Source organism: Saccharospirillum alexandrii (assembly GCF_004000275.1).
Taxonomy (GTDB): Bacteria; Pseudomonadota; Gammaproteobacteria; order Pseudomonadales; family Natronospirillaceae; genus Saccharospirillum; species Saccharospirillum alexandrii.
This window is the reverse complement of record NZ_RCIP01000008.1, coordinates 18,932-41,535: the sequence shown is the minus strand read 5'-3', so window position 1 is coordinate 41,535 and position 22,604 is coordinate 18,932. Positions and strand designations below refer to the sequence as shown.

The 22,604-nt window shown below is 57.8% G+C and carries 18 protein-coding genes; 10 read left to right on the top strand and 8 right to left on the bottom strand.

Annotation, left to right across the window (positions count from 1 at the left end; all coding sequences use genetic code 11):
• Window positions 1-23 precede the first annotated feature (23 nt).
• Window positions 24-671 (top strand): response regulator, encoded by a 648-nt coding sequence (locus EP166_RS20865; protein ID WP_127560775.1) that lies wholly within the window; start codon window positions 24-26, stop codon window positions 669-671.
• 198 nt (window positions 672-869) lie between these two features.
• Window positions 870-1,109, top strand: a complete 240-nt coding sequence (locus EP166_RS20860; protein ID WP_127560773.1) for a hypothetical protein — start codon at window positions 870-872, stop codon at window positions 1,107-1,109.
• 77 nt (window positions 1,110-1,186) lie between these two features.
• On the opposite strand, the gene EP166_RS20855 is transcribed toward EP166_RS20860, so the two are convergent.
• Together EP166_RS20855 and EP166_RS20850 are read right to left on the bottom strand one after the other, a co-directional pair.
• Window positions 1,187-1,588, bottom strand: a complete 402-nt coding sequence (locus EP166_RS20855; protein WP_127560771.1) for a hypothetical protein — start codon at window positions 1,586-1,588, stop codon at window positions 1,187-1,189.
• A gap of 135 nt (window positions 1,589-1,723) precedes the next feature.
• Window positions 1,724-5,218: a PAS domain-containing hybrid sensor histidine kinase/response regulator gene (locus tag EP166_RS20850; protein ID WP_127560789.1), complete on the bottom strand. Its 3,495-nt coding sequence runs from the start codon at window positions 5,216-5,218 to the stop codon at window positions 1,724-1,726.
• A 352-nt stretch (window positions 5,219-5,570) separates the two neighbouring features.
• Between EP166_RS20850 and hemH the strand changes: the two genes are divergently transcribed.
• Entirely contained in the window at window positions 5,571-6,581 is a 1,011-nt protein-coding gene (hemH, locus tag EP166_RS20845; RefSeq protein ID WP_127560769.1) for a ferrochelatase, read from the top strand.
• Between the two features lie 61 nt (window positions 6,582-6,642).
• Here the strand turns inward: hemH and EP166_RS20840 are convergent, their stop codons facing one another.
• The 4 genes from EP166_RS20840 to EP166_RS20825 all read right to left on the bottom strand — a co-directional run bounded on the left by EP166_RS20840 (window position 6,643) and on the right by EP166_RS20825 (window position 11,008).
• A complete protein-coding gene (locus EP166_RS20840) occupies window positions 6,643-7,689 on the bottom strand; it encodes an ExeA family protein (protein WP_127560767.1) in 1,047 nt (348 codons plus the stop codon).
• A 75-nt stretch (window positions 7,690-7,764) separates the two neighbouring features.
• Window positions 7,765-8,682: an XrtA system polysaccharide deacetylase gene (locus EP166_RS20835; protein ID WP_127560766.1), complete on the bottom strand. Its 918-nt coding sequence runs from the start codon at window positions 8,680-8,682 to the stop codon at window positions 7,765-7,767.
• A 27-nt stretch (window positions 8,683-8,709) separates the two neighbouring features.
• The gene (locus EP166_RS20830) at window positions 8,710-10,047 is read right to left on the bottom strand and encodes a nucleotide sugar dehydrogenase (RefSeq protein ID WP_127560764.1); all 1,338 of its coding nucleotides are present in this window, start codon (window positions 10,045-10,047) and stop codon (window positions 8,710-8,712) included.
• A gap of 37 nt (window positions 10,048-10,084) precedes the next feature.
• The gene (locus EP166_RS20825) at window positions 10,085-11,008 is read right to left on the bottom strand and encodes an XrtA system polysaccharide deacetylase (protein ID WP_220432665.1); all 924 of its coding nucleotides are present in this window, start codon (window positions 11,006-11,008) and stop codon (window positions 10,085-10,087) included.
• Window positions 11,009-11,240: 232 nt separating this feature from the next.
• Between EP166_RS20825 and EP166_RS20820 the strand changes: the two genes are divergently transcribed.
• The 7 genes from EP166_RS20820 to EP166_RS20790 all read left to right on the top strand — a co-directional run bounded on the left by EP166_RS20820 (window position 11,241) and on the right by EP166_RS20790 (window position 19,276).
• Entirely contained in the window at window positions 11,241-12,638 is a 1,398-nt protein-coding gene (locus EP166_RS20820; RefSeq protein ID WP_127560762.1) for a TIGR03013 family XrtA/PEP-CTERM system glycosyltransferase, read from the top strand.
• A complete protein-coding gene (locus tag EP166_RS20815; RefSeq protein WP_127560760.1) occupies window positions 12,638-13,285 on the top strand; it encodes a polysaccharide biosynthesis/export family protein in 648 nt (215 codons plus the stop codon). The genes EP166_RS20820 and EP166_RS20815 overlap by 1 nt, the downstream gene beginning before the upstream one ends.
• Window positions 13,285-14,802, top strand: coding sequence for an XrtA system polysaccharide chain length determinant (locus tag EP166_RS20810; RefSeq protein WP_127560758.1), 1,518 nt, complete (start codon window positions 13,285-13,287; stop codon window positions 14,800-14,802). The genes EP166_RS20815 and EP166_RS20810 overlap by 1 nt, the downstream gene beginning before the upstream one ends.
• An 18-nt stretch (window positions 14,803-14,820) precedes the next feature.
• The gene (locus EP166_RS20805) at window positions 14,821-15,681 is read left to right on the top strand and encodes a P-loop NTPase family protein (protein WP_127560756.1); all 861 of its coding nucleotides are present in this window, start codon (window positions 14,821-14,823) and stop codon (window positions 15,679-15,681) included.
• On the top strand, window positions 15,662-16,909 hold the full coding sequence (locus EP166_RS20800) for a hypothetical protein (protein ID WP_164744049.1): 1,248 nt from the start codon (window positions 15,662-15,664) through the stop codon (window positions 16,907-16,909). Before EP166_RS20805 ends, EP166_RS20800 begins: the two co-directional genes overlap by 20 nt.
• Before the next feature lie 88 nt (window positions 16,910-16,997).
• Window positions 16,998-18,548, top strand: a complete 1,551-nt coding sequence (locus tag EP166_RS20795; RefSeq protein WP_127560752.1) for an amino acid adenylation domain-containing protein — start codon at window positions 16,998-17,000, stop codon at window positions 18,546-18,548.
• Entirely contained in the window at window positions 18,545-19,276 is a 732-nt protein-coding gene (locus tag EP166_RS20790; RefSeq protein ID WP_127560750.1) for a GDSL-type esterase/lipase family protein, read from the top strand. The genes EP166_RS20795 and EP166_RS20790 overlap by 4 nt, the downstream gene beginning before the upstream one ends.
• Here EP166_RS20790 and EP166_RS20785 read toward each other — a convergent pair.
• Window positions 19,219-20,967: an alpha/beta fold hydrolase gene (locus EP166_RS20785; RefSeq protein ID WP_127560748.1), complete on the bottom strand. Its 1,749-nt coding sequence runs from the start codon at window positions 20,965-20,967 to the stop codon at window positions 19,219-19,221. The two genes, EP166_RS20790 and EP166_RS20785, sit on opposite strands and share 58 nt — an antisense overlap.
• Window positions 20,964-22,601 carry an HAD-IIIC family phosphatase gene (locus tag EP166_RS20780; protein ID WP_127560746.1) on the bottom strand — a complete coding sequence of 546 codons (1,638 nt, stop codon included), beginning with the start codon at window positions 22,599-22,601 and terminating at the stop codon, window positions 20,964-20,966. Before EP166_RS20780 ends, EP166_RS20785 begins: the two co-directional genes overlap by 4 nt.
• Between the last annotated feature and the right edge of the window lie 3 nt (window positions 22,602-22,604).

The window sequence follows — 22,604 nt, the reverse complement described above, 5'->3', positions numbered from 1 at the left end:
CAGCCTCAGCAATAGGAAGGCCCATGTCATATCAGCTACTCATCGCCGATGACCACCCTTTGTTCCGGGATGCACTGATGATGGCCCTGCAGCAGGGTGACCTGAGCGACAGCACCATTGCCCTGGCCTCAACGCTGGAGGAAACCCTCACCGTGCTGGAGCAACGAGAGGATCTTGATCTGCTGATGCTCGATTTGCGCATGCCAGGCAGCGACGGCTTCTTCGGCCTGATTCAGGTTCGCAAGACGTTTCCGGACGTACCGGTTGTGGTGATCTCCGGCAGCGACGACCCGGCTGTCATCGCGCGTACCCGCACCTTTGGCGCGCTGGGGTTCATTGCCAAGTCAGCCCCGACAGACGTCATACGTCAGTCGGTACTGGCCATTCTGAACGGAGACGAAGTCTGGCCGGAGGGCGTCGATGCCACTCCGGAAGACGACGAACTGCTCGACATCGTGCGCCGACTCGGAGAGCTGACCGACCAGCAACGCCGGGTGTTGCAGCACCTGCAGCAAGGGCGGCTGAATAAACAGATCGCTTACGATCTGAACATCTCTGAAGCCACGGTTAAAGCCCACGTAACCGCTATTTTCCGCAAACTCGGTGTGTTAAACCGGACCCAGGCGGTCATTCTGGTCAATCGCCTGGCGATGGACTCCGAAAACACCTGACTGCCGAGAACCCAGCGACGTACTGACAAAAAGCGTCACATTCTGGCTGATACCGCAAAGGCTGTGAACCAGTACTCCCCTGGAATGCCGACTGAGCGGCTTTCCCAACATTGGCACACTTCTCGCTCTATGCTCTGTGTAGACGAATTAAATTAACGTATTTGATTCAGTACCCAGTGGGAAACAAGGGGAAGTGACATGACCTCCACGTTCAAACACAGCACCACCCGCCGCAGCCAGGACGACTCGGCCAGCAAGGTCGTGCACCTATATCAGGTTCGCCCCGAACTCGCGCTGGCGCACCTCAAGCGCACCACCGGGCTGGATTTCGATTCCGTACCCCAAAGTCTGGTCAATCATGTGAATCTGGCCAAAGAAGACGACGACCGGTATTCAGAGCCGCCTATTCTGACAGACGTAGTGGAGTGTCGCGGCTGATCAGCCCCTGAGGGCTGACAACCGCGACATGCTGGCAAGCGCTAGAAAAGCAGTTATCCATCCTTTGGGGCAGCGAATCAGCTCTCTGACGTGCCCCAAATGACCTTGCGCGCAGGGCGTGACCGCTCGGCCGATTTATCCTGCACCGGCTGTACAAAGAGTTCATCGACCACATAGTGATCGAGATCGCTCTGCAAAATGACATCGATGCGTTCCAGCCGGCCCGTCAATTTCAGATTGGCCACACCGGAGAGCAGCAGTGTCTTGCTGTTGATTCTTCCCTGGTCTACGGCAACATCTCGTACGCCAGAGGCATCCCGATAACGAAGCAGCAACCGAACCGGGCTGTTGTCCTGGGCGTCAAAGCGTATCCAACTGGCCACATTGAAGCGCTTTTGCCAGCGCTGGGTAACGGCGATCTGGTTCGGTGCAGTAAAGATGTGCTCCGGAACCTGGGTCAAAATGTGCATTTTCTGCATCTTGTGAATCCTCCTCGAACCACTCAGCTTATAGAAATGCCCGACCCAGTTCAGAGCATCAGGTCTCAACTTCAGTAATTGCCTAAAACATCTGTTTTAAGTCTCGCTGTCCATACCTTTGATGCCCCAATAGACTCAAGCCGCCGTCATCGCCCTCAGCAATGACCTCAGCGTGGCCGGTTTTACGGGCTTGCGCAGATAACTCAGCCCCATGGCTTCGGCCTCGCCGCGTAACTGGTCGTCCGGGTGCGCGGTGATCAGAATGCCCGGAACCGAGGCTTTCCAGTGTGCCAGCAACTGCGGGTAAAGCGTCAATCCGGTTTCGTTTTCACCCAGGTGGTAGTCGAGCAGCACCAGATCGGGCGCGGGCACCTCGAGCGCCTGGTCGCCACTGGTCGCGAAATGAGTCTCGCACCCCCAGCGTTGCAGCAGTGTAACCAGAGCGTCCACATTCTGGGGCTCATTGTCGATCACCAGTACCTTAAGGGTTAGGTCGGACCGGGAGGTGGCCGTTATGGTCTGGGCGGGTTTCAACACCACTGTTGGCTGCGCCAAGGGTAGCTCCACTTCGAAGCAGGAGCCTCGTCCCGGGCGTGAGTAAACCCGAATCGGGTGCTGCAGCAGCTGACTCAGACGAGTCACAACACCCAGACCCAGGCCCACGCCTTCGGCCTCCTGGCTGTGTTGGTCAAGCCGGGTGAAGTCATTGAAAATGCGCTGTAAATCCCGGTCATCAATGCCCAGACCGGAATCCCAAACCTGAATAACCACTCGGTCACCGCGCTTTCGCGCTCCCACCAGAACGCCACCCGAGCGTGTGTACTTAATGGCATTCGACACCATATTCTGCACGATGCGACGCAGCGCATTGGGGACCGACTTCACCGCCAGACGGGTGTGCCGAATCCGCAACTGAAGCTGCTTTTCGCGGGCGACAGGCTGAAACTCGTTGTCGATGCCCAGCAACAGAGGGCCTAACGCCATCGGTTGGGATTCGGGAGCCACCTCCTGACCATCGAGTCGGGCGATCTCAAGCAACGTCGACATCAGCTCTTCCGTCGTGCGCAGCGACTGATCCAGTTTGCCCAGCGTCGTCTCCGCCGGCCATTGCTCGGCCAGGGCCGCCGTATAAAGCCGGGCCGCGTTCAGAGGCTGCAGAATGTCGTGACTGGCGAGCGCCAGAAAGCGGGTCTTACTGGCATTGGCGCGTTCGGCTTCACTTTTAGCTGCCAGCAGCGCCGTTTCAGCGCGTTCCCGCTCACCGATTTCAGCCCGCAATTCCGCATTGATCAGCCGTGCCGCTTCCGTCCGTTCCGCTACGCGAATCTCAAGCGTGTTCTTGGCATCCTGCAGTTCATCCTGTGCTTTTACAAACTCGGTAATGTCGTTAAAGGTCGTTACAAAGCCGCCACCCGGCAGCGGGTTGCCCCGAATTTCGATCACCGACCCATCGCGCCTCACCCGGATAAAGCGGTGCGACGTACCCTGCTTCAAGTGCTCAACACGGCGCCGCACGTGCTCATCCGGTGAGCCGGGCCCGCATTCACCGCGCTCGGCATTGAACCGCACCAGCGTCTCGACCGGCACGCCTACCCGAATCATGCCTTTGGGGTACTGGTACATCTCCAGGTATTTGCGGTTCCAGGCGACCAGGTTCATATCGCCATCGAGCACTGAAACGCCGTGGTCAATGTTTTCCAGCGTGGCCGACAGCACCTTCTGGTTGAACTGGATTGCCTGAGTCGTCTCATCAAAGAAGGTCACCACATCTTCAAAGTTCAGGTGACGCCCCGACAGTGCCGAGTGCATCATGGCGCGGGCCGAACTGGCACCGATCACACCTGAGAGGGTGCGTTCGACGTAGCGTATGAAATCGGCCGTCGGGGCTTCCTGGGGGTTCAGGTGCAAGTGGTTCACCCGCTCGAAATCTTCGATCAGGGTGCGGGTGCGGCCGTAGCCGGCAAAGCGTTCCAGCATGGCAATCAGCTCACCGGTGCGAATGCTGATCTTGCGCGGCACTTGCCCGGGATGGTGCAGGTGCTCATCGAGGTTCACGTAGGCCGCCGCCTGCATCCGGTCGCTTAGGCTGGGCTGGGTGCGACGCGATAACCAGATGTACACCACCGTATTGGCCAGCAAGCTGAAGAAAACACCGTGGCTCAGCGGGTCGGTAAACTCGAACCCGAAGAGCGCCTCTGGTTTAAGCCAGTCGAACCCGAACAGGCCATGCTGCAAAAAAGTATCCGGGAGCATGGTGGAACGGACCAGGGTAGGCAGCATCAGCGTCCACACCCAGAGCAAGGTGCCGATCAGCATGCCGCCGTAAGCCCCCCAGGCATTGCCCTTGCGCCAATACAGACCCCCGATCAACGCTGGCATCAACTGCACCACCAGGGAAAACGCCAGCAGGCCGATGGTCGACAGTTCATCAATACCGCCGAAACTGTGGTGATACAGCCAGGCCGCCAGAATCACCCCGACAATGGCCAGGCGTCTCACCATGATCAGCGCCGGTCCAACCTGGCGTCTGGGCTCCGCCATGCGCCCGCGCATCAGCAGGGGCAAGATGACATCATTGCTGAGCATGGTCGACAGCGTGAGCGTAGTGATCACAATCATCGCCGTCGACGCTGAAAACCCGCCAATAAACACCAGCGCGCTTAGCCAGTTCTGCTGGGTTGCCTGGGGAATCAGCAGCACATAGGTATCAGCGTTGACCGTATCCGCAGGAAACAGCATCAGACCAGCCGTGGTAATGGGCAGAATCACCAGGCTGATCAGGATCAGGTACAGGCTGAACCCCCAGCGGGCCTGGTTCAGATGGCGCAGGTCGGTGTTTTCCACCACCGTCACGTGGAACTGGCGCGGCAGCACCAGAATGGCGCTGGCGGCCAGTATCGTCTGGGTAATGAAATTGAGCGATGGTCCATCCCAGTTGAAGACTTCGATTTGCCGGAAGGTCGTCATGTAATCTGCCGGGCCGTTAAAGAAGACATAAATCACGAAGAGCGCCAGCGTCACCAGGGCGGCCAGCTTGATCACCGATTCAAACGCAATCGCCAGCATCATGCCGCGGTGATGTTCCGACACATTGACTTGCCGGGTGCCGAACAGGGTGGCAAAGCCGATCATCGCCAGCGCCACCATCAGCGCCGTGTCGCTGATGCCGCTTTGCTGAATCAGCACCGGGTCGACCAGGACTTCCAGGCTGGTCGAGACCGCTTTCAACTGAAGCGCAATGTAGGGCACCCCCGCCAGGGTGCAAATAGAGGTTACCAACAGGGCTATGCCGTTGCGCTTGCCATAGCGCGAGGCCAGAAAATCGGCGATTGAGGTCGTATTCTGCCGGTGCCCGAGCTTCACCAGCTTGATCAGTACTGGCCCACCCAGGGTGAACACAATAATAGGCCCGAGATAAATGGGCAGAAACTCCCAGCCACCGCTGGCGGCACGGCCCACGCCGCCGTAGTAGGTCCAACTGGTGCAATAGACCGCGAGCGACATGGAATAAATGCTCGCGTTGATCCACCCTGGCCAGCGTTTTTCTTTTTGCCGGTCACCATAGAGGGCGATCACAAACAGGACCGCCACATAGGCGATTGCCAGGGAGAATAACGACCAGGGGTTCATCACGGGGGTACTGCACCTCTTATTATTGGGTATTCTTAGACGTCACCGGTTGAAAGCCGGCACCGGGCATGCCTATCCGGCAGCCGGCAGATTCTCCGGCTCTATTTAACGCTGCCCCGAATAGGCTGACCCGGTAGCTGGCACGATTTATGGCGCTGTTGAACCGTCAACCAGTGATATCCGTAGTGTCTGAGTCGCAGTGGTATAAAACCCGATGCCAGACGTGCATTATTGGTCAGCGGGCCTATCGCGTTACAATGCGTTATCAGTAATCATGGTTTTAGCAGTATTCATGGTGTAACCCTCGCCGTAAAGATCTACTCGCCCCTATCGCCCGATTGGAAGGAACGGAATGTCTAAACCCGAGCAACATCCTGCAGTAAAACACGGTCGCATTGGCGTCTTGCTGGTCAACCTGGGCACGCCGGATGCACCCGATACCGCCAGTGTGCGCCGCTATCTGCGCGAATTCCTGATGGACCGGCGCATTATCGAAGTCAGTCCGCTGATCTGGTGGCCCATACTGTTTGGCCCCATTCTGACATTTCGCCCGAAAAAATCGGCCGCTGCCTACCAGAAAATCTGGCTCTCCAACCCGGATGAATCTCCGCTGCGGCGTTACACCCGCGAGCAGGCAGAGCGTCTGCAACAGCAACAGCCCGAATGGGTCATCGACTGGGCCATGCGCTACGGAACCCCGTCGATCGCCTCGCGCATCGAATCCCTGATGGCTCAGGGCTGTGACCGTTTGCTGGTCTTGCCGCTGTACCCGCAATATTCCGCCACCACCTCAGCCTCGGTCACCGATGCGGTATTTGATACCCTGAAGACGATGCGCTGGCAGCCAACCCTGCGCGTTGCCCACCCCTGGCACGACCATCCGGCCCATATCGATGCACTGGTCTCACAAACCCGGGAACAACTGGCTGCGCTGGAGCAGGAGCCCGAGGTCCTAGTGCTGTCGTTCCACGGTCTGCCACAAGCCTATTTCGATAAAGGCGACCCCTATTACTGCCATTGCCAGAAAACCGCCCGTTTGCTGCGTGAAGGGCTGGGCTGGCCGAAAGACCGGGTGCGGGTGACGTTTCAGTCGCGGCTTGGGCCAACCAAGTGGCTGCAACCCTATACCGCCGAGGTGCTCGAAAAGCTACCGGAAGAGGGGATTAAACGCATTGCCGTGGCAACGCCGGGGTTTGTGTCGGATTGCGTTGAAACGCTCGAAGAGATAGCCATTGAGGCCCGTCATGGGTTTCTGGAAGCAGGCGGTGACGTATGCGACGTACTGCCGTGCCTGAATGCCTCCGATCGGAGCATTGAGATGCTGGACAAAATTGTTACTCAGGAGTTGCAGGGCTGGGTGTAAACCGGCATCCGGTAGTCGCCCTAACCCCCCTGGAAGGGTTCAGGGCGACTGGCTTGCAGGTTTAACTCCGGCGCTTGGGGTTCAGCGGTTTAACATTGCTGGGCGGCGTGTCTTGTTGGCTGACCAGCCGGTCGAGTTTGGCATCGATGCGTTCGAGCGCGCTGGCAATGCGGCCCAGGGCCGTATCGTCGGTCGGGGCTGACGCTTGCTCGCTGACCGTTGGCGTGTCGGCAACTGCGGTTGAGTTGTCCACTGTGCCCGACGGTTTCTCTTCGTCGCCGGTTTCCGCTTCCATATGGGCCATAAAGGTCTCACCCATCAGGTCCTGGCGAATTTCGACCAGATCGGCGGCGTTAAGGTGAGGGCGATCGTCGGAATAGGCGCACAGCATCAGGCCGTCGCATAACTTGTTGATCAACCGGGGAATCCCTTTGCTGAGTGCATAAACCTGTTGCACCGTGTCGGCGTTAAACAGGGTGTCGCCTTCGTAACCGGCAATAAAGAGGCGATGATCAATGTACTCACCAGTCTCCTTCGCGCTCAGGCCGTTGAGGTGAAAAAAGAGTTTAACGCGCTGTGCCAGCTGCGGAATGTTGTAGATGGCGTCTTTCAATTCGGGCTGGCCCAGCAGGATGACTCGCATCACCGGGCCACCCTTACCCTCCAGGCCCGATAGCATGCGAATGTCTTCCAGGTTTTCGCGGCTCAGGTTTTGCGCTTCATCCACTGCCAGTACCACGGGTACGCCATCGTCCGACAGTTTTTGCAAATAGTCGTTAATCGCCAGCAGCATCGATACCTTGTTCTTATCGTCATACGGCAAACCAGCCTGGCGGACAATCAGGTGGAACAGATCATCCGATTTCAGGTTGGTGTAGGCAATGTGAAACAGCTTCAGATCCTGATTCAGGCCACGCATCAATTTCTTGAGCAAGGTTGTCTTGCCCGACCCAATTTCGCCGCTGATGACGACAAAGCCTTCAGGACTCCAGACAGCCGAATCCATATACACGAACGCGCGCGAATGCTGCTGACTCATATAAATGAAGTCATCTTCCGGCGCCATCCGGAACGGGTGACGTTGCAGACCGAAATGTTCGAGGTACATGTTATTGCATCCAGTTGGGTGCCAGTCGTGGGCACCGAACAGTTTTAGGGGTGATGACAGATCTGGTCATCGGGGTCAGACCGCTCTTCCAAGTTCACTGGCAAAAAACACCGTGTCTGCCGGTTGATACTGCCGGTAACTGTTCGACACGGTATCAAACTGAAAATCATCCAGCAGTCGCTCCAGGCGAGCATAGCACCGGTCCAGATTCGTGTAGTGTCTGAATCGTGAAAACCAGCTGGCGGCATCGAACCGGGGTTGATCCGGGTCGATTTCCCAGGGGTGTAGATAGAACATTTGGGGAACGCTGTCCCCCTGGCTCGCCTGGCGAAACAACTGTCGGAATACAGGATAAGGAAATTGACGAAAATAACCACCACCAGCAGCCGGAATCGAGAGGCCCATAATCTGCGCGGTGGTTAACGGAAACTCACGCAAGGTTTGCCCGTTAGCGGCTTGCAGCAGGTAAGGCTCGCGCGGGGAACCGGGAATGCCGTAGTTGTCGTGGCGGATCGGGAAAATGCTGGAATCCCAGGTAAAGCCGAGTTCGGTCAGTACATCGAGTGCCCAGAGTGAACGATGGGTAATGGAATAACTGGCCGCGCGATAGCCCGTGACCGGTTGCTGAACAATGTCTTCAAGCAAGGCTTTGGAACGTCGGGTTTCTTCGGTGAAAACGTCGCGTGTCTGATTGTAAATAAGTTGGTGGCTGTAACCGTGCGACGCGATTTCATGACCGTGGTCAGCCAGTCGGCGAATCAGCTGTGGGTAGCGTTCGGCGACCCAACCGAGGACAAAAAACGTCGCCTTGACGCCTTTGCGTTCAAACAACTGAAGCAGCGCCTCTGTGTTGGCTTCTACCCGGGAAGGCATCGCATCCCAGTCAGCCGGTTTGACCACCTTGGCCATGGCCGCGACGTGAAAGTAATCTTCCACATCGATGCTCAGCGCGTGAACGGCTCGGGTCGGGTCGGGCTTGGTGTTTTGGCTCATGTGAACTCTCCTGCGGACATACCGCGGTTACAGACGCCAGACCGGTAGCTGCAGCTCAGCGCACCGGGCCCGATCGAGAATGCATTTTATGTCGAATGCGCCCGCCCCCGGAACCAACATGCCTTTTAGGTCGGCTGGGGTCATGGCCCGGTATTCGTTATGGGCGACGGCGATAACGATGCCATCCAGCTGATTCAGGTCTTCCAGTTTTGCCAGCGGCAGACCGTATTCATGCAAGGTGTCGGCTTCATCGGCGTGCGGGTCATGAACGAACACCTCAACATCCCAGCTGCGCAGACTGCGAATGACATCAATGACTTTCGAATTGCGAATGTCGGGGCAGTTTTCTTTAAACGTAATACCGAAAATGCCGAGCCGTGCGCCTTTAACCGGCTGATTTCTTGCCACCAGTTGTTTCACAATCTGGGTTGCCAGAAATTCACCCATGCCGTCATTAATTCGGCGGCCAGCTAAAATAACATCCGGGTGATAGCCAAGTTTCTCAGCTTTGTGTGTCAAATAATAAGGATCTACACCGATGCAGTGCCCCCCAACCAGGCCGGGTTTGAAGGGCAGGAAATTCCACTTGGTACCGGCGGCTTCCAGAACTTCGGTGGTGTCGATGTTCATGTGATTAAAAATAATGGCCAGCTCATTCATCAATGCAATATTAAGGTCGCGTTGGGTGTTCTCGATCACCTTGGCTGCTTCGGCCACTTTGATGGAGGGTGCCCGATGCACGCCGGCCGTCACCACCGATTCATACACCCGGGCGACGATCTCGAGAATTTCCGGTGTCTGGCCAGACACGATTTTCAGAATATTGGTAAAAGTACGCTCACGATCCCCCGGGTTGATTCGCTCGGGCGAATAGCCGACAAAGAAATCCACCCCGCAGGTCAGGCCCGAGGTGCGTTCGAGCACCGGCACGCAGTCTTCTTCAGTGGTGCCCGGGTAGACGGTTGACTCATACACGACGATGTCGCCGGTTTTCAGGTGGGGGCCCAGCGTCTCAGAGGCTCTGATCAGCGGCGTCAGGTCGGGTTGCTTTGAATCGTTAATCGGCGTCGGTACGCAGACGATGTGAAAATCGGCCCGTGCAAGGTCGGCCGCATCGCTGGTAAACAGAATGTCAGCCTGGTTCAGGTCCTCAATAGCCACTTCGCCGGTATGATCGTCGCCCTGCTGAAGCTGTTGGATGCGGCTGGTGTTCACGTCGAAACCAACGCAGCCATGCTGGTGCCCAAAAGCGACGGCGACCGGCAGGCCAACATACCCCAGGCCGATGATGGAGATACGGCGGTTGTGGGGCGAATGATCCGCCGGGGCGGGATCGAGAGCGGGATTGGAGTGTTTTTGGGTCATAGTCACATCCTGTGAGAGTGTGGTTGCCAGTGGTCAGTCAGGTCAATTGAACGAGCGAACCGTCCAGATTGGTGTAGGTCGTTGCCCAGCGATGGCCGGTAAAGCTTTGGCTCAGCGTGGTAAACTGAAAGTCATCAAGCAGGCGCTTAAACTGCTTGAAACAAGGCTTAAGGTGGCGGTAATGACGCAGCCGGGATACCAGGCTCAAGCCACTGAAATGCGGTTGTTCCGGGTCGATTTCCCAGGGGTGCAGATAGAACACCCGCGGGGTGTTGCCACTCTGGCCCGCTGCCCGAAACAGATAGCGGAACAGCGGGTAGGGCATCTGCCGAAATGAGCCACCGCCGGATACCGGCACCTGCAAGCCCATGAAATGGGTGGTGGTAAACGGAAACTCAGACAAGCTCCGGCCCGACCGGGTAATGATGGTGTAAGGTTCTGAAGGCGTTTCCGGAAGGCCATACTGGTCGTGGTAGATCGGGTAGATGCTGGCGTCCCACTTGAACCCAAGCTCGACCAGTACATCCAACACCCATAGCGAACTGCGGGTGACCGAGCAGTTGACGGCACGATAGCCGTCTATGCGTTGCCCGGTCAGATCTTCAAGCAGGAATTTGGCACGGCGGGTTTCTTCGCGAAACGTTGCGGGTAACTGATCGTGTGCCGATTCATGGTGGTAGCCATAACAGCCAATCTCGTGGCCGCCGGCGGCAATGCGATGCACCAGGTTGGGAAACCGCTCAGCCACCCAGCCAAGAATGAAAAAAGTGGCTTTGACATCCTGCTGCTCGAACAGCTCTAGCAACCGATCAGTGTTCATTTCAACGCGGGAGGGCAAGCGGTGCCAGTCGGCCCGGGAGACCGCACCAGACAGCGCCAGGGTGTGAAAATAGTCTTCCACATCAATGGTCATGGCGTTGATCGGCGCTGGGGAGTTGGCTGTGGTGGTTCGGGCAAGCATGGCTACATCCTGTAACATCGTACCCGGGTATCAAACGTTGGAACAACGCTGCCGGGTTGGCTATCCTTTGAAGGGCGAGTTTACTGCTTCTGTTAACAATATGCACTAGGGCAGTACTTGTGATTTTCATGGAAAAAGAGCACCATAATGCGCGATAGCCATCGGAGTTGGCTGTCTCATTGGTGCTAGCCAATTGGGTCATCGTTCCAGATCATTGGGCAAGGAAGCTACTGTGTCGTATATCCGTATTCGAAAACATTATCTGCACGTCCCCTACCTGGCGCTCGGTCTGCTCGAGTTTCTGGTGCTGTTTCTGAGTTTTTACGTACTCAGCGAGATCCAGCAAGCGCTCGACCTGGTGCCGGTCTCTTACAGTCTCTGGTCGTCCCTGTTATATGCCTCCCTGCTCAGTGCCGGTTCCCTGGCCATGGGGGTGTACCTGGCGATGATGCGTGAAGGCTTTGCCGCCATGTTTTTTCGAACCCTGGTTGCCTTCTGTTTTCTGGGGTCGCTGGGGTTATCGGTTGTTACGGTCATCTGGCCCGCGCTCGATGTGGGCAGCTCCAACCTGTTCTGGGCGGTGATGATCTCAACCGGCATCACCCTGCTGGTGCGGCGGGCCTTTGTGCATCTGGTCGACTCAGACCAGCTGTCGCGCCGTATCCTGGTCCTTGGCACCGGCCAGTTAGCCGGTCAGATTCATCGTGAGTATGAGCGCTACCGGCGCAGCCTGGGGGTTCGCATTGTCGGGTATCTGGGCAGCGAGGAAGAAGCGTTGCCCGCCCATGCTTGCATGCCAACACCGGATGACCTCTTTACCTTTTGCAAAAACAACCGTATCTCCGAGATTGTCGTTGCAACACAGGAGCGCCGGCGCACCGAGGGCGCCCAGTTCCCGCTCGACGACCTGATACGCTGCAAGCTCGGGGGCGTGCAAATTTCAAGTGCCCAGGCGTTTTACGAACGCGAGCTCAACCGCATTGACCTGACTCTGTTGCAACCATCGTGGATCATCTTTTCCGACGGCTTCAAGGCATCCAAGGCGCGCGATGCCATCAAGCGCCTGTTCGACCTGGTGGTTAGCGTAGCGCTGGCCATACTGCTGGCGCCCATCATGTTGTTTGTCTTTGCGGCGGTTTATCTGGAGTCGGGCCGGCCGTTCGTTTACAGCCAGATACGCACCGGGCAGCACGGCAAACCCTTTAAAATCTACAAAGTCAGAAGCATGCGTCAGGATGCTGAAAAAGACGGCAAGGCTGTCTGGGCCAAAGCGCAGGATTCGCGCGTAACCCGGGTGGGCGCCTTTATTCGCAATACCCGGCTGGACGAGATTCCACAGCTCTACAACGTGATTCGCGGTGACATGAGTTTCGTTGGCCCCCGGCCCGAACGGCCCGAATTCGTGGTTGATCTCGAAAACAGCATTCCCTTCTATACTCACCGTCACGCGGTCAAACCCGGGTTGATGGGGTGGGCACAGCTGAATTACCCCTACGGTGCGTCGGTTGAAGATGCGCGCTGCAAACTTGAGTACGACCTCTACTACGCCAAGAACCACAGCTTTGTGATGGACATACTGATCATGATCCAAACCGTTGAAGTGGTATTGCTCGGCAAAGGAGTTCATTGATGAGTGTTTTAGGCTGCAAACGTTCTCTGCTGGGCGCCCTGGGAGTGATGTGGGCCCTGGCTCTGGCCGGGTGTGCCTCTTCTGGTGTGATCGACGGGCAAGGCCCGGAAATCACCTACAAACGCGAGGCCTATGTTATTGGTATCGGGGACCAGTTGCGGGTTGATGTCTGGCGCAACCAGGAGTTAACCAGGGATCTGGTCGTCAGACCCGATGGACTGATCACCATGCCGCTGATGGGCGACATGCAAGCCGAAGGGGAAACGCCCGAAGAACTGGCGGCTGCCATTTCAAATGAGCTGGGCGTTATTATTATTTCACCCGAAGTCAGCGTCACGGTGACCAACCCGGTCAGCGTTGCCTACCAATACCGGGTGCGGGCCATGGGGCAGGTGAATGAAGCCGTGTCGATCGCCTTTGTCGATGGCATGACGGTCGTCGACCTGGTACTTGCCGCTGGCGGAGTCAGCCCATTCGGTGCCGGCAACCGGGCAGTACTGAACCGGGAAACGCCCGATGGTTATGTTGAATACCGAGTCCGACTCGACGACATATTAAACAAGGGTGACATAGAGACCAACTATCCTTTACAGCCGTCCGACATTCTAACCGTGCCTGAAAAATCAGTGTTTCGAGGAGAGCTCTGATGGATCCGAGTAATATTAAAGATCTACTGCAGTCGTTGAAAATGGAAGCCTTGCGCTACCGCTATGTCATCGCGGCGTTGTTTATCGCTGTTTCTTCGATCGTGCTGGTTGCCGGGTTCATGATGCCCAAAACCTATTCGTCCAAAGTCATTCTCTATGCGGACGTGAGTAATATTATTGGTAATCTGCTGGAAGGCCAGGCGGAAATAACCCGTATCGATCGGGCCAAGGAAGCACGAGACATCGTCTTTACCGATCGCATTTTGCGGTCAGTCGCCATTGAAAGCGGTTTTGAGAACCCTGACGACACCATTCCCCGGCTGCGTAACGGGTTGCGAATCTCGGCTAACGGCGACTACGTGGAAATCAGCTATCGTTCCAGTAATGCCGATACCGCCTTTAAGGTGGTGAGTGCTGTTACCCAGGAATTTATTGAAGAGACGTCACGCAAGAAGCGGGAAGAGAGCCGGGGAGCCTTTGAGTTTATCGACTCACAGGTTGCTTCCTACCAGCGCCAGCTGGAAGCGGCTGAAAACCGGTTGAAGGAATTCAACAGCCAGAACATCGATGTTACCGAACAAAGCGTGACCAACCGGGTAAACGGCATCAAAAATGAAATACAAACCCTGCGTCTTTCCGTACAGGACAGTGAGGCCCGGTTGCGCAGCTTTGAAGCCCAGATGCTAACCGAGCCTGAGTTCCTCACGGTAGAGCGAGACATTGAGCCCACCAGTCGTGAACGCCGCATGGAAGCCTATGAAGAGCAACTGGCGGAACTGCGTTTGAGCTATCGCGATACCCATCCGGACATCGTGAATTTAAAGGAGCAGATGGCCGTTCTGGAAACCCAGATCGAACAGGAACGCATCAATAACCCGGGGCGCAGTGCGGTAGAACGGGTGGAAAACCCGGCCATGACTAACCTGAAAGAAATGATCAGCAACGAGCGAGCCACTCTCAGTGCAGCGCGTCAGCGGTTGACCAACCTGAACAGTTTGCTGGAAACCGAATATGCCAGTGCCGAGACAGTGGCGTCGAAACAGGCCCGGCTGCAAGAGCTGACGCGCGATTATTCGGTGACCAAAGACGTCTACGAAGACATGCTAAAGACCCGGGAAAATGCACGCTTGTCGATGACTCTGGATATCGAAGGCCAGGGCGTAACCTACAAAATTCATGAGCCGCCGTCTTACCCGGTCAGATGGGACGGCTTGCAACTGGTTCATTTTGCAGCGCTGGGGCCCTTGCTTGGCTTGATGTTACCGCTGGGGCTCACCGGTGCGCTGGTGCTGTTTGACCCCCGGGTGCGCTCAGCCAGTTATATGGAGTCGCAATTGCCGGCCCATGTGCAACTGGTGACCAGCATTCCGCTTTACAACAGCGCCGTCAGTGAGGTGGCCAGTAAACGGAGCCTGATTCTTCTGGCGCTGTTGGTGCTATTGTATCTGGCGGTTTATGGCTTTGTTGTATTTGGTGCATCGCCCGAACTGATCAGCACCTTTTTGCCAACCTTGTAAGGCCGTGCCGGAGTACGAATGGATAACAGTAAGCTCTTGCGAGCATTGGAGAAAAACAAGGCACAACGCAGCCAGGCGGCTGAGTTTGAGCTGCAAAGTGAAACCAAGCCCGTACGCGAAAAGCCACGGGGGGCTGACATTATTACCGACCTGCTGCCCCAGGAGCATCGACTGACCCGCCAGGCGTCACTTGAATTAATGCCCAACCCGGATCCGATGTCGAAGGCCGATATGAAAAAGAACAAGCTCGTCTATTCCGGCATGAAAAACCGCGCAGTGCTCAATGCCTACCGCGAATTGCGCATCAAGCTCATTGAAAAAAGCACGGCCGGCAGCGCCAACACCAACGGTGGCAACATCGTTGTCATGCTGACCTCGGTCGACGTGAACAGCAATTCCATTCTGACGCCGATGAACCTCGCCATTTCCTTTGCGCTCGACCTTAACTCCTCGGCATTACTAGTCGACTGCAACCCGTACGGTTCCGATTTGCAACGTCTGGTGACCGCCCCGCTGTCGGTGGGTGTTACCGATTACCTGAAAGACCGCTCGCTGGGGCTGGATCGAATTATTTATCCTTCGGGTATTGATCGGGTGGCGGTTATACCGGCCGGTAATGAAACCGGCATCAGCGTCGAGCAATTCTCATCTCAGGGCATGGAGCACCTGATTTACGAATTGAAAAACCGCTACCCGGACCGCTTCATCGTGATCAATACACCGCCGGTGCTGGCGAACAGTGAAGCCCGGGTATTGTCCAAGTTCTGCGACCAGTCGGTGATAACCGTGCCGTATGGCCGGGCCAGTATGGACGCCATTGAAGATGCGGTGGAGGCAATAGGCGCTGAGCGGGTGACCGGTGTTGTGTACCAGCAATAACAGCCATTGCCCACAGTGTTCAACACCCCGGCAAATTGGCCGGTGGGTGGCGTTACTGGCGCTGATCGCTGCGACTGAACCGGCGCTGGCCGAATGGTCACTGGAAGCGGCCGCAACAGGTGCCGTGGCCGACGACGGCTCCGAAACAACCGGGTCCATAACGCCGGAATTCCAGTTTGAGCTGGAAACCCCCTGGGTTGACTGGACATCCGCAGCAAACGTAGCGGTCACATCGCCCCTCGACGAGTGGCAGCCAACCACGCCCTGGCAGGCCGAGAACGATATAGTCTGGACCTCCAGTGACGAGGTGTTGTCAGTGGCACTGGAACATCAGCATACCGAAGACGAGGTCGACTTTAGCCAGGCCCGGACCATTGATGACCGGGTGGCTACCCTGGTTGCCCTGCAACGCCGACAGGGCCAGCGGCTGATTCATCGGCTGGAAGCAGAGTGGGACTGGCAGAACAATCGCCAGGTTGATGATGATCTGGTGCTGTCGGAGGTGGAAGACCAGGGCTGGCAGGCGGGCTATGCCCCCGCTTTTCAGCAGAGCCGGCAAACCCTGTGGCAGGCCGAGACCCGCTTCCAGGAGCGCGAATCGGGGCTCAGTGAATGGCGCTATGGGTTGGGCTGGCAATACCAGACCCAGGTGAATACCTGGAGCCTGAATGGCCAGTGGATTGAGGCCAGCCGCGAACAGCAGGAACTGGAAACCTACAGCCTGTCGGCACGGTGGCAACGCGAAACCGACCTGGGTCTGTGGCAGGCGCAACTGGCGAGATCGGTGGATGACACCCTGAGCTCCCAAACCATTGGCAACCAGAACACAGCGGTAGACCAGCAAGCGCTGGCCATTACCCGCCAGTTCACCCTGAGCCTGTCCGACGTGCAGTGGCAGCCGGATCTGACGGTTTCGGCACTGCTGGAACTGGGTGATCAGGAACAGGAATTGACGCTTGCCGGCAGCAACATAGCCGACGACCGCGAACGCACGGCACGGGTAGAACTCGGGTTTGAATATCAGGCCTCGCAGCGTTCAACCACCACGCTGGATACCTCGTACCAGTGGCTGGAAGAATCGCTGTGGCAAACCAACCTGGGGTGGACGCGGGTGCTGAGTCCGCGCTGGCAAAGTCAGGCAGAAGTGCAGTACACCGAAAGTGAAACCGATGAGGAATGGCAATGGCTGATCGGGCTGAGAGTGCAGTTGATCGACGCCGGTCAATAACACCCCCGGGGTGTAATCGGACCGCCATGCTCAGGAACTAGCGCTCTGCTATCAGAGCAACAGGATATCGACCGTTAAGGAGGACACCATGACGCAGTTGGTTCAGGACTATTTTACCGCCTCGGCACGCCGCTTCCCCGACAAAATAGCCGTGCGTTGCGCCGATCAGTCCATCACCTACCAGGCACTTGATCAGGCCACCAACCGACTGGCCCGTCATCTTTCAGGGTGCGGCGTACCGGCCCAGTCCATGGTCGCGTTTTTCATGCCCAAGAGTCTCGAGTCGATGCACTGCATCCTCGGCATTTTGAAAGCCGACTGCGCCTACGTTCCCATTGATGTGAATTCACCCGCGCAACGACTGCAATCGATACTTAAGAGTCTCGACTCCCAGGTCATTCTGGTCAGCGATGCCAGCGAAGCCCTGTTGCGGGAGCGCCTGCCTGAGGTTTTCGGCATCGACATTATCAACGTTAATCAACTTGCTGAAGCGTCGTTGAGTTCTGAGCCGCCAGCCTGCACCAATTTATCGATCGACCTGGCCTATGTGTTGTTTACTTCCGGTTCCACCGGTGTGCCCAAGGGCGTGATGATTCCGCACAAAGCCATTGTGGATTACATCGACTGGTGTGTTGACACCTACGAACTGACCGACCAGGACGAGATTGCCAACCACGCACCGCTGTACTTCGATAATTCGACCTTCGATCTCTACACCGCTTTCAAAACGGGCGCGACCCTGCATCTGGTCGACGATGCCCTGAATGCGGTCTTGCCCAGGCTGATCCGCTGGCTCGACGAGCATGCCATCACCACCTTTTTCTGCGTGCCGTCGGTGCTGACCCTGCTGCTCAAATCCCGTCGCCTGAAGCCGGAGTCGTTTCGCCAGGTGCGGCATATTCTGTGTGCCGGCGAAGCCTTGCCACCGACCGTGGTGCGTCAGTGGATGCTGATGTACCCCCACATTCAGTTCACCAACATGTACGGCCCCACAGAAATCACCGTCGATTGCACCTATCACATCATCGACGAGGTACCGGCCGCTGACGCCCGCTCTATTCCCATTGGCAAACCGAGGCGCAACATGGACATCTGGGTCAGAACCGAGCTGGGCGAGCTGACCCGTAAGCCGGGTGCCCAGGGGGAATTGCTGGTGCGCGGTACCTCGGTCGCCTATGGCTATTTGGGGCTGACCGAAAAGACCGCCGAGGTGTTCATTCAAAACCCCTGGCACGAGCGCTTCCACGACCCGCTGTATTGCACGGGCGATCTGGTTCAGATCGATGACGCCGGTTTGCTGCATTACCTCGGCCGACTGGACGACCAAATCAAATACCTTGGTTATCGCATTGAGCTGGGTGAAATCGAAGCCGGATTGAACAGTCTGGATGCCATTGAAGAAGCCGTTGTCGTGTTCAGCCCGGAACAGGATGGGGAGGAACCGTTTATTGCCGCTCTGATTCACGCCGACCCGGCCGTCAGCCAGACGGACCTGATCGATGCCATGAAAGCGCGGCTGCCGGGTTATATGGTACCCACCCGCATTGAGCGAACCGACCAGCCGTTTCCCCGCACACCCAATGGCAAGTACGACCGGAAAACCATTCTGAAACGCTTTGTCACGACGGAGGCCGCATGATTGTAAATCCTCTGATCAAACGCCGGCGCCCGGGTCTTAAATGGGTTTTGTTGATCACCGCCGTTGTGCTGGCCACGCTGGCTACGGTCGCGATTGCCTTTTTCAGGCAAACGGATCTGCCGCTCAGAGATGCGATGTTTGATGAGCATGCGGCACAGCGTCAGCAAGTGTTGCTGGAACAGGACAGCGCCACCGACGCTGGTGCTATCGTACTGCTTGGCGACAGCCATCTGGAATTGATGGATAACGAGCAGCGTTGGCCGGGTTCCTTGAATCTCGGTATTCGTGGCGATACCACGGCCGCCGTGCTCGATCGAATGGACAGCTACCAGAGCCTGGCAACCGCCCGTGTTGTGATCATCAGCCTGGGCGCCAACGACATCGCCCAGGGCTATCGGGTCAACCAAACCGTTGCCAACCTGCGCGACATCGTCGCGCGACTGCCTGGGCATACCCCGGTCTTACTGACGACCATTCACGCCATGGATGAACGCGTCGGGCTGGTGGGTTATAACCGCAATATTCGCCGCTGGAATGACGCCTACCGGGAGGCCTTTGCCGGCTCGGATCAGGTGCAACTGGTCGCCTCACCCCATGCTCCGCAGAGCGACAGCGACAACCTGGCCGTGGCCATGCACATCGGCGATGGCATTCACCTGAACCAGGCCGGTTATGACGCCTGGCTTTCCGCCCTGAGACCTGTTGTTGATAGCGTACTTGAAGAGTGATCGACAAGGGCTAACTGCTGGCAGAGATGGTCGATCAGCCGCTGCCGGCTAACGCCGGTGGTGAAGGTGTGATCGGCCTGTTCGACCTGGTCCCAGCTGACCTGCCCGATTCGAGTTAGTTGTGCCAGGGTATGCCCGCCCGCCTCCTGTAATGCCGCCAAGCCAGGTTCGTCTGGCGAAAACACAAAACGAACCACCAGACCACGCTCCGTCAGCCGACTGAGATCCCGCTCCAAAGGCGACCGTTGCCGGGTGAGGCGATTGCGGGCACTCAGGGCCACTGCGCCGACCCGCGACACCAGATAACGCCCCACATTCACCCATTTTTGAGGCGAGGTCAGCAAGCGCAGCCAGGCCTTCGGATTACTGCTAGATTGCGCATACTGTGCACTGGTCAGTGCCGATTGCGCTCCGGAAGGCATACGGCTGTCGTCACCTTCTTGCCAGTAAAGCGTTTGCACATTAATCAGCGTCAGCCCGGCCACGGGAACGTCCGGGTGCGCAAGGGCCGCCTGAAAGGCGTTGTAAGCACCGGCGCAGACCCCAAGCAAGGTCACCGCAGGCGCCCCAAGGTCAATCACCGCCCGGGCCATGGTGGCCAGGTCATCGCGACCGGTCAGGTTGTAGGCTTCATTGCTCAATGCCTGGGCCTGTTGCGGGCTGTCTCCCAAATGCGCCAGGTCCAGTCGAACGCTGGCAATGCCCTGCGCCGCCAACTGCCGGGCAAGGTCAACGTGCAACCGGTTTGGCCCGGCATGGTGGCCCGCGCCGGTATTGGGGATCAACACCCAGGGGGCTGTGCTCGCCGATCGTAACGGCCGGGTCAGAATGCCAAAGACGGCGCCGGCCCGCAGTGATGTCTCGGTAAACCCGGCGGATTGCCAGCTTTCTTTGGGCGCCGGTTTTTCGAGCTGTTGAGCGTTGGCTGTGCGCGGTTGTGAACCAAGCCAGGCGATCAGGTGCTCGATGTCCGGTTGCGGAACCACCGATGCCTCAGCCTGGCGCGCCATGCCTGACAGTGCGGTAGAGCTGATGCGTTCTATCTGGCCGCCAGCCGCCTCAAGCCCGGCCAACGCAGCAATGCGCTTGTGTTCCGGCGTGTGAATCACCAGGGTATTCAGTGGGTAGTCGGGTTCAACCGTCAGCGACCGTTGCTCCAGTTGCGCCGCCGTGTCGCGGTGCATGGGGTAGCCGCCCCCGGTCAGGCAGGGGGCATCGTCCAGTGCCTCGCTGTGCAATTGCCGGTCAATCAGATTCAGGTCCCGAACGAACGTCTGGCCCCGGGTGTGCGGGTACCACCACACCAGCCCGGCCAGTTGGCAGCGGGAAATAACCGCCGGTGTGAGCAAACAGCTGGCCCGCATGGCCAGTAACGCAGGGGCAAGATCGCAGGTCCGATGCACCCAGCCGGTGACCGCGATCAGAGCCTGTTCCCAGTCGCCCAGTATACCGGGCTCGGTTAACTGACCGCTGCTGTTGCCGTAACCGGGCAGGTCAAACACCAGCGCGGCCTGACCGGCGGCCTGCAATTGCAACGCCAGCTGACGCAGCGTCGTGTGGCAGTGCATGTATTCCGGGCCGATCGGGTGACACAGCACCACTGGCGGTGCACGGTGTGTGTCTACGTCGAACCAGTGCGCAAAAACAGCACCGCTGTTGCCTGTGGGTAGCCAGAAGGTGTGCTGCTTCATGTAGGGCTCGTTTCGGTGGCGTTGCGAAGGGTGAACAGGGCGCGCGCCGCCTGTGTTTGTTGCGCCAGCCTGTCACGTTTAATGCGGTTGTGGTCCAGTGCCAGTGTGTCCAGAAAATCCTGTAGGGGGCGGTTGCGCTCGGTGTTCACCCGGTCGAAAACCAGCGTCTCGCTTGCGATCGGCTGCTCAGTCAGAACATGCAAAAACGCCGCTTCGACCTGACGTTGCAGCACCCGGCACGACATCACCCAGGCACGAATGCAGCCCTCCACATCGATCAGACAGGCCATGATCTCGCCATGGGCTCCGTGCGCATCGGCCAGGCTGGCGGAGTACAGCCGGCCACCCTGGCCAAGAACGAGATCGAGCTCGTCGTCCGTCCAGCGCTTGCCATTCAAATTGAACTGATTGGTTTTGTTGATCAGTTGCAAGGCCCGGTCGCGCTGTGTCTCGCTGCGGTCGTGCCAGGTGAGCTGCATCTCGAGTGAACTCAGAAAGGCCGTCAGGTCGGCCCCTTCGGCGTTTACCGGCGCCATGCCCTTAAGCCGGGTCCGGTAGAGTTCTGTGCGTTGCCGGTCTTCCTGGCTGGTGGTGTCCTGCTCGAAGTGCGCTAGCAGCCGGGCCAGAAAATCCGGGAAGGCGGCCACGGATTCTGGAAATTGCAGGCACTGAACCTCGGGCAACGCAGTGCTGACTTCCGACAGTTCAACCGGGTTGTCGTCGACAAACACCACGGCATCCAGACCCAGATCCAGCTGTTCCAGCAAGTGACGGATCTGGGCCGACTTGGGCTGATAACTGCCCAGAATAGCGACCAGGTCAGCGTCATTCAGCGTCATGCTGCCTGCTTCAAACGGAGCCCGGGCCAGGTCGGCATCGTTGCGACTGACGGCAGCGATCAGGGTGCCGCCGTGCTTCAGGCGCTGCAGTACCTGCTGATACAAAAAATGCGGGTAGCCGGCGCCGTCGGGCCGGTACTGAATGCCTTCCAGGCCGTCTTCACCGATGATGCCTTGCCACATGACCTGGTCGAGGTCGGTCACCAGGACCTTGCGCGGGACCTTCGGGCCTGGGTAGCGCAGTTCATAGAGGGCTTTGGCAACGGCATCGGCACTGCGGCCTGCAATGGCAACGCCGGTATTCAGATAACTGGGTAATTCAAAGGCCTCGCCATCAAGCAGCCTGGCACCAGCCCGATACGCGGCTTCGCGCAGCCGGTGGGCAAGTTGGGCTTGCAGTGCTTGGTTGGCCATAACCGGTGGCATGGGCGCATCGAGGTAGAGAATGGCCATGCCGCGTTGCCGCAGGCGTTGTTCTTGTGCGGCCAACCTCGCCTCCAGGTCAGCCAGATCCAGTGGCTGTGCGGGCAACCCGGTGCGCCAGTCGGTTTCCGGCAACCAGTCCCAGGGCAGCATCAGCCAGACTTCATCGAGGCTGGCGGCGGTATAGCTTTGTTGTGCCAGGGTGTTGAACGGCAAATGCTGAACCGTCAGTCGATGCCCTGCCAGGGCGTGTCGCGCCTGTAAGTACAGATCGAGATTCTCACTCTGAAACGACGTTGCCAGCAGGACGGTTGAGGCAGGGGCGTCGTCCGCGAGCGAGGCGACCGTGCGTTGTGCTTGCAGATATTTCATGGA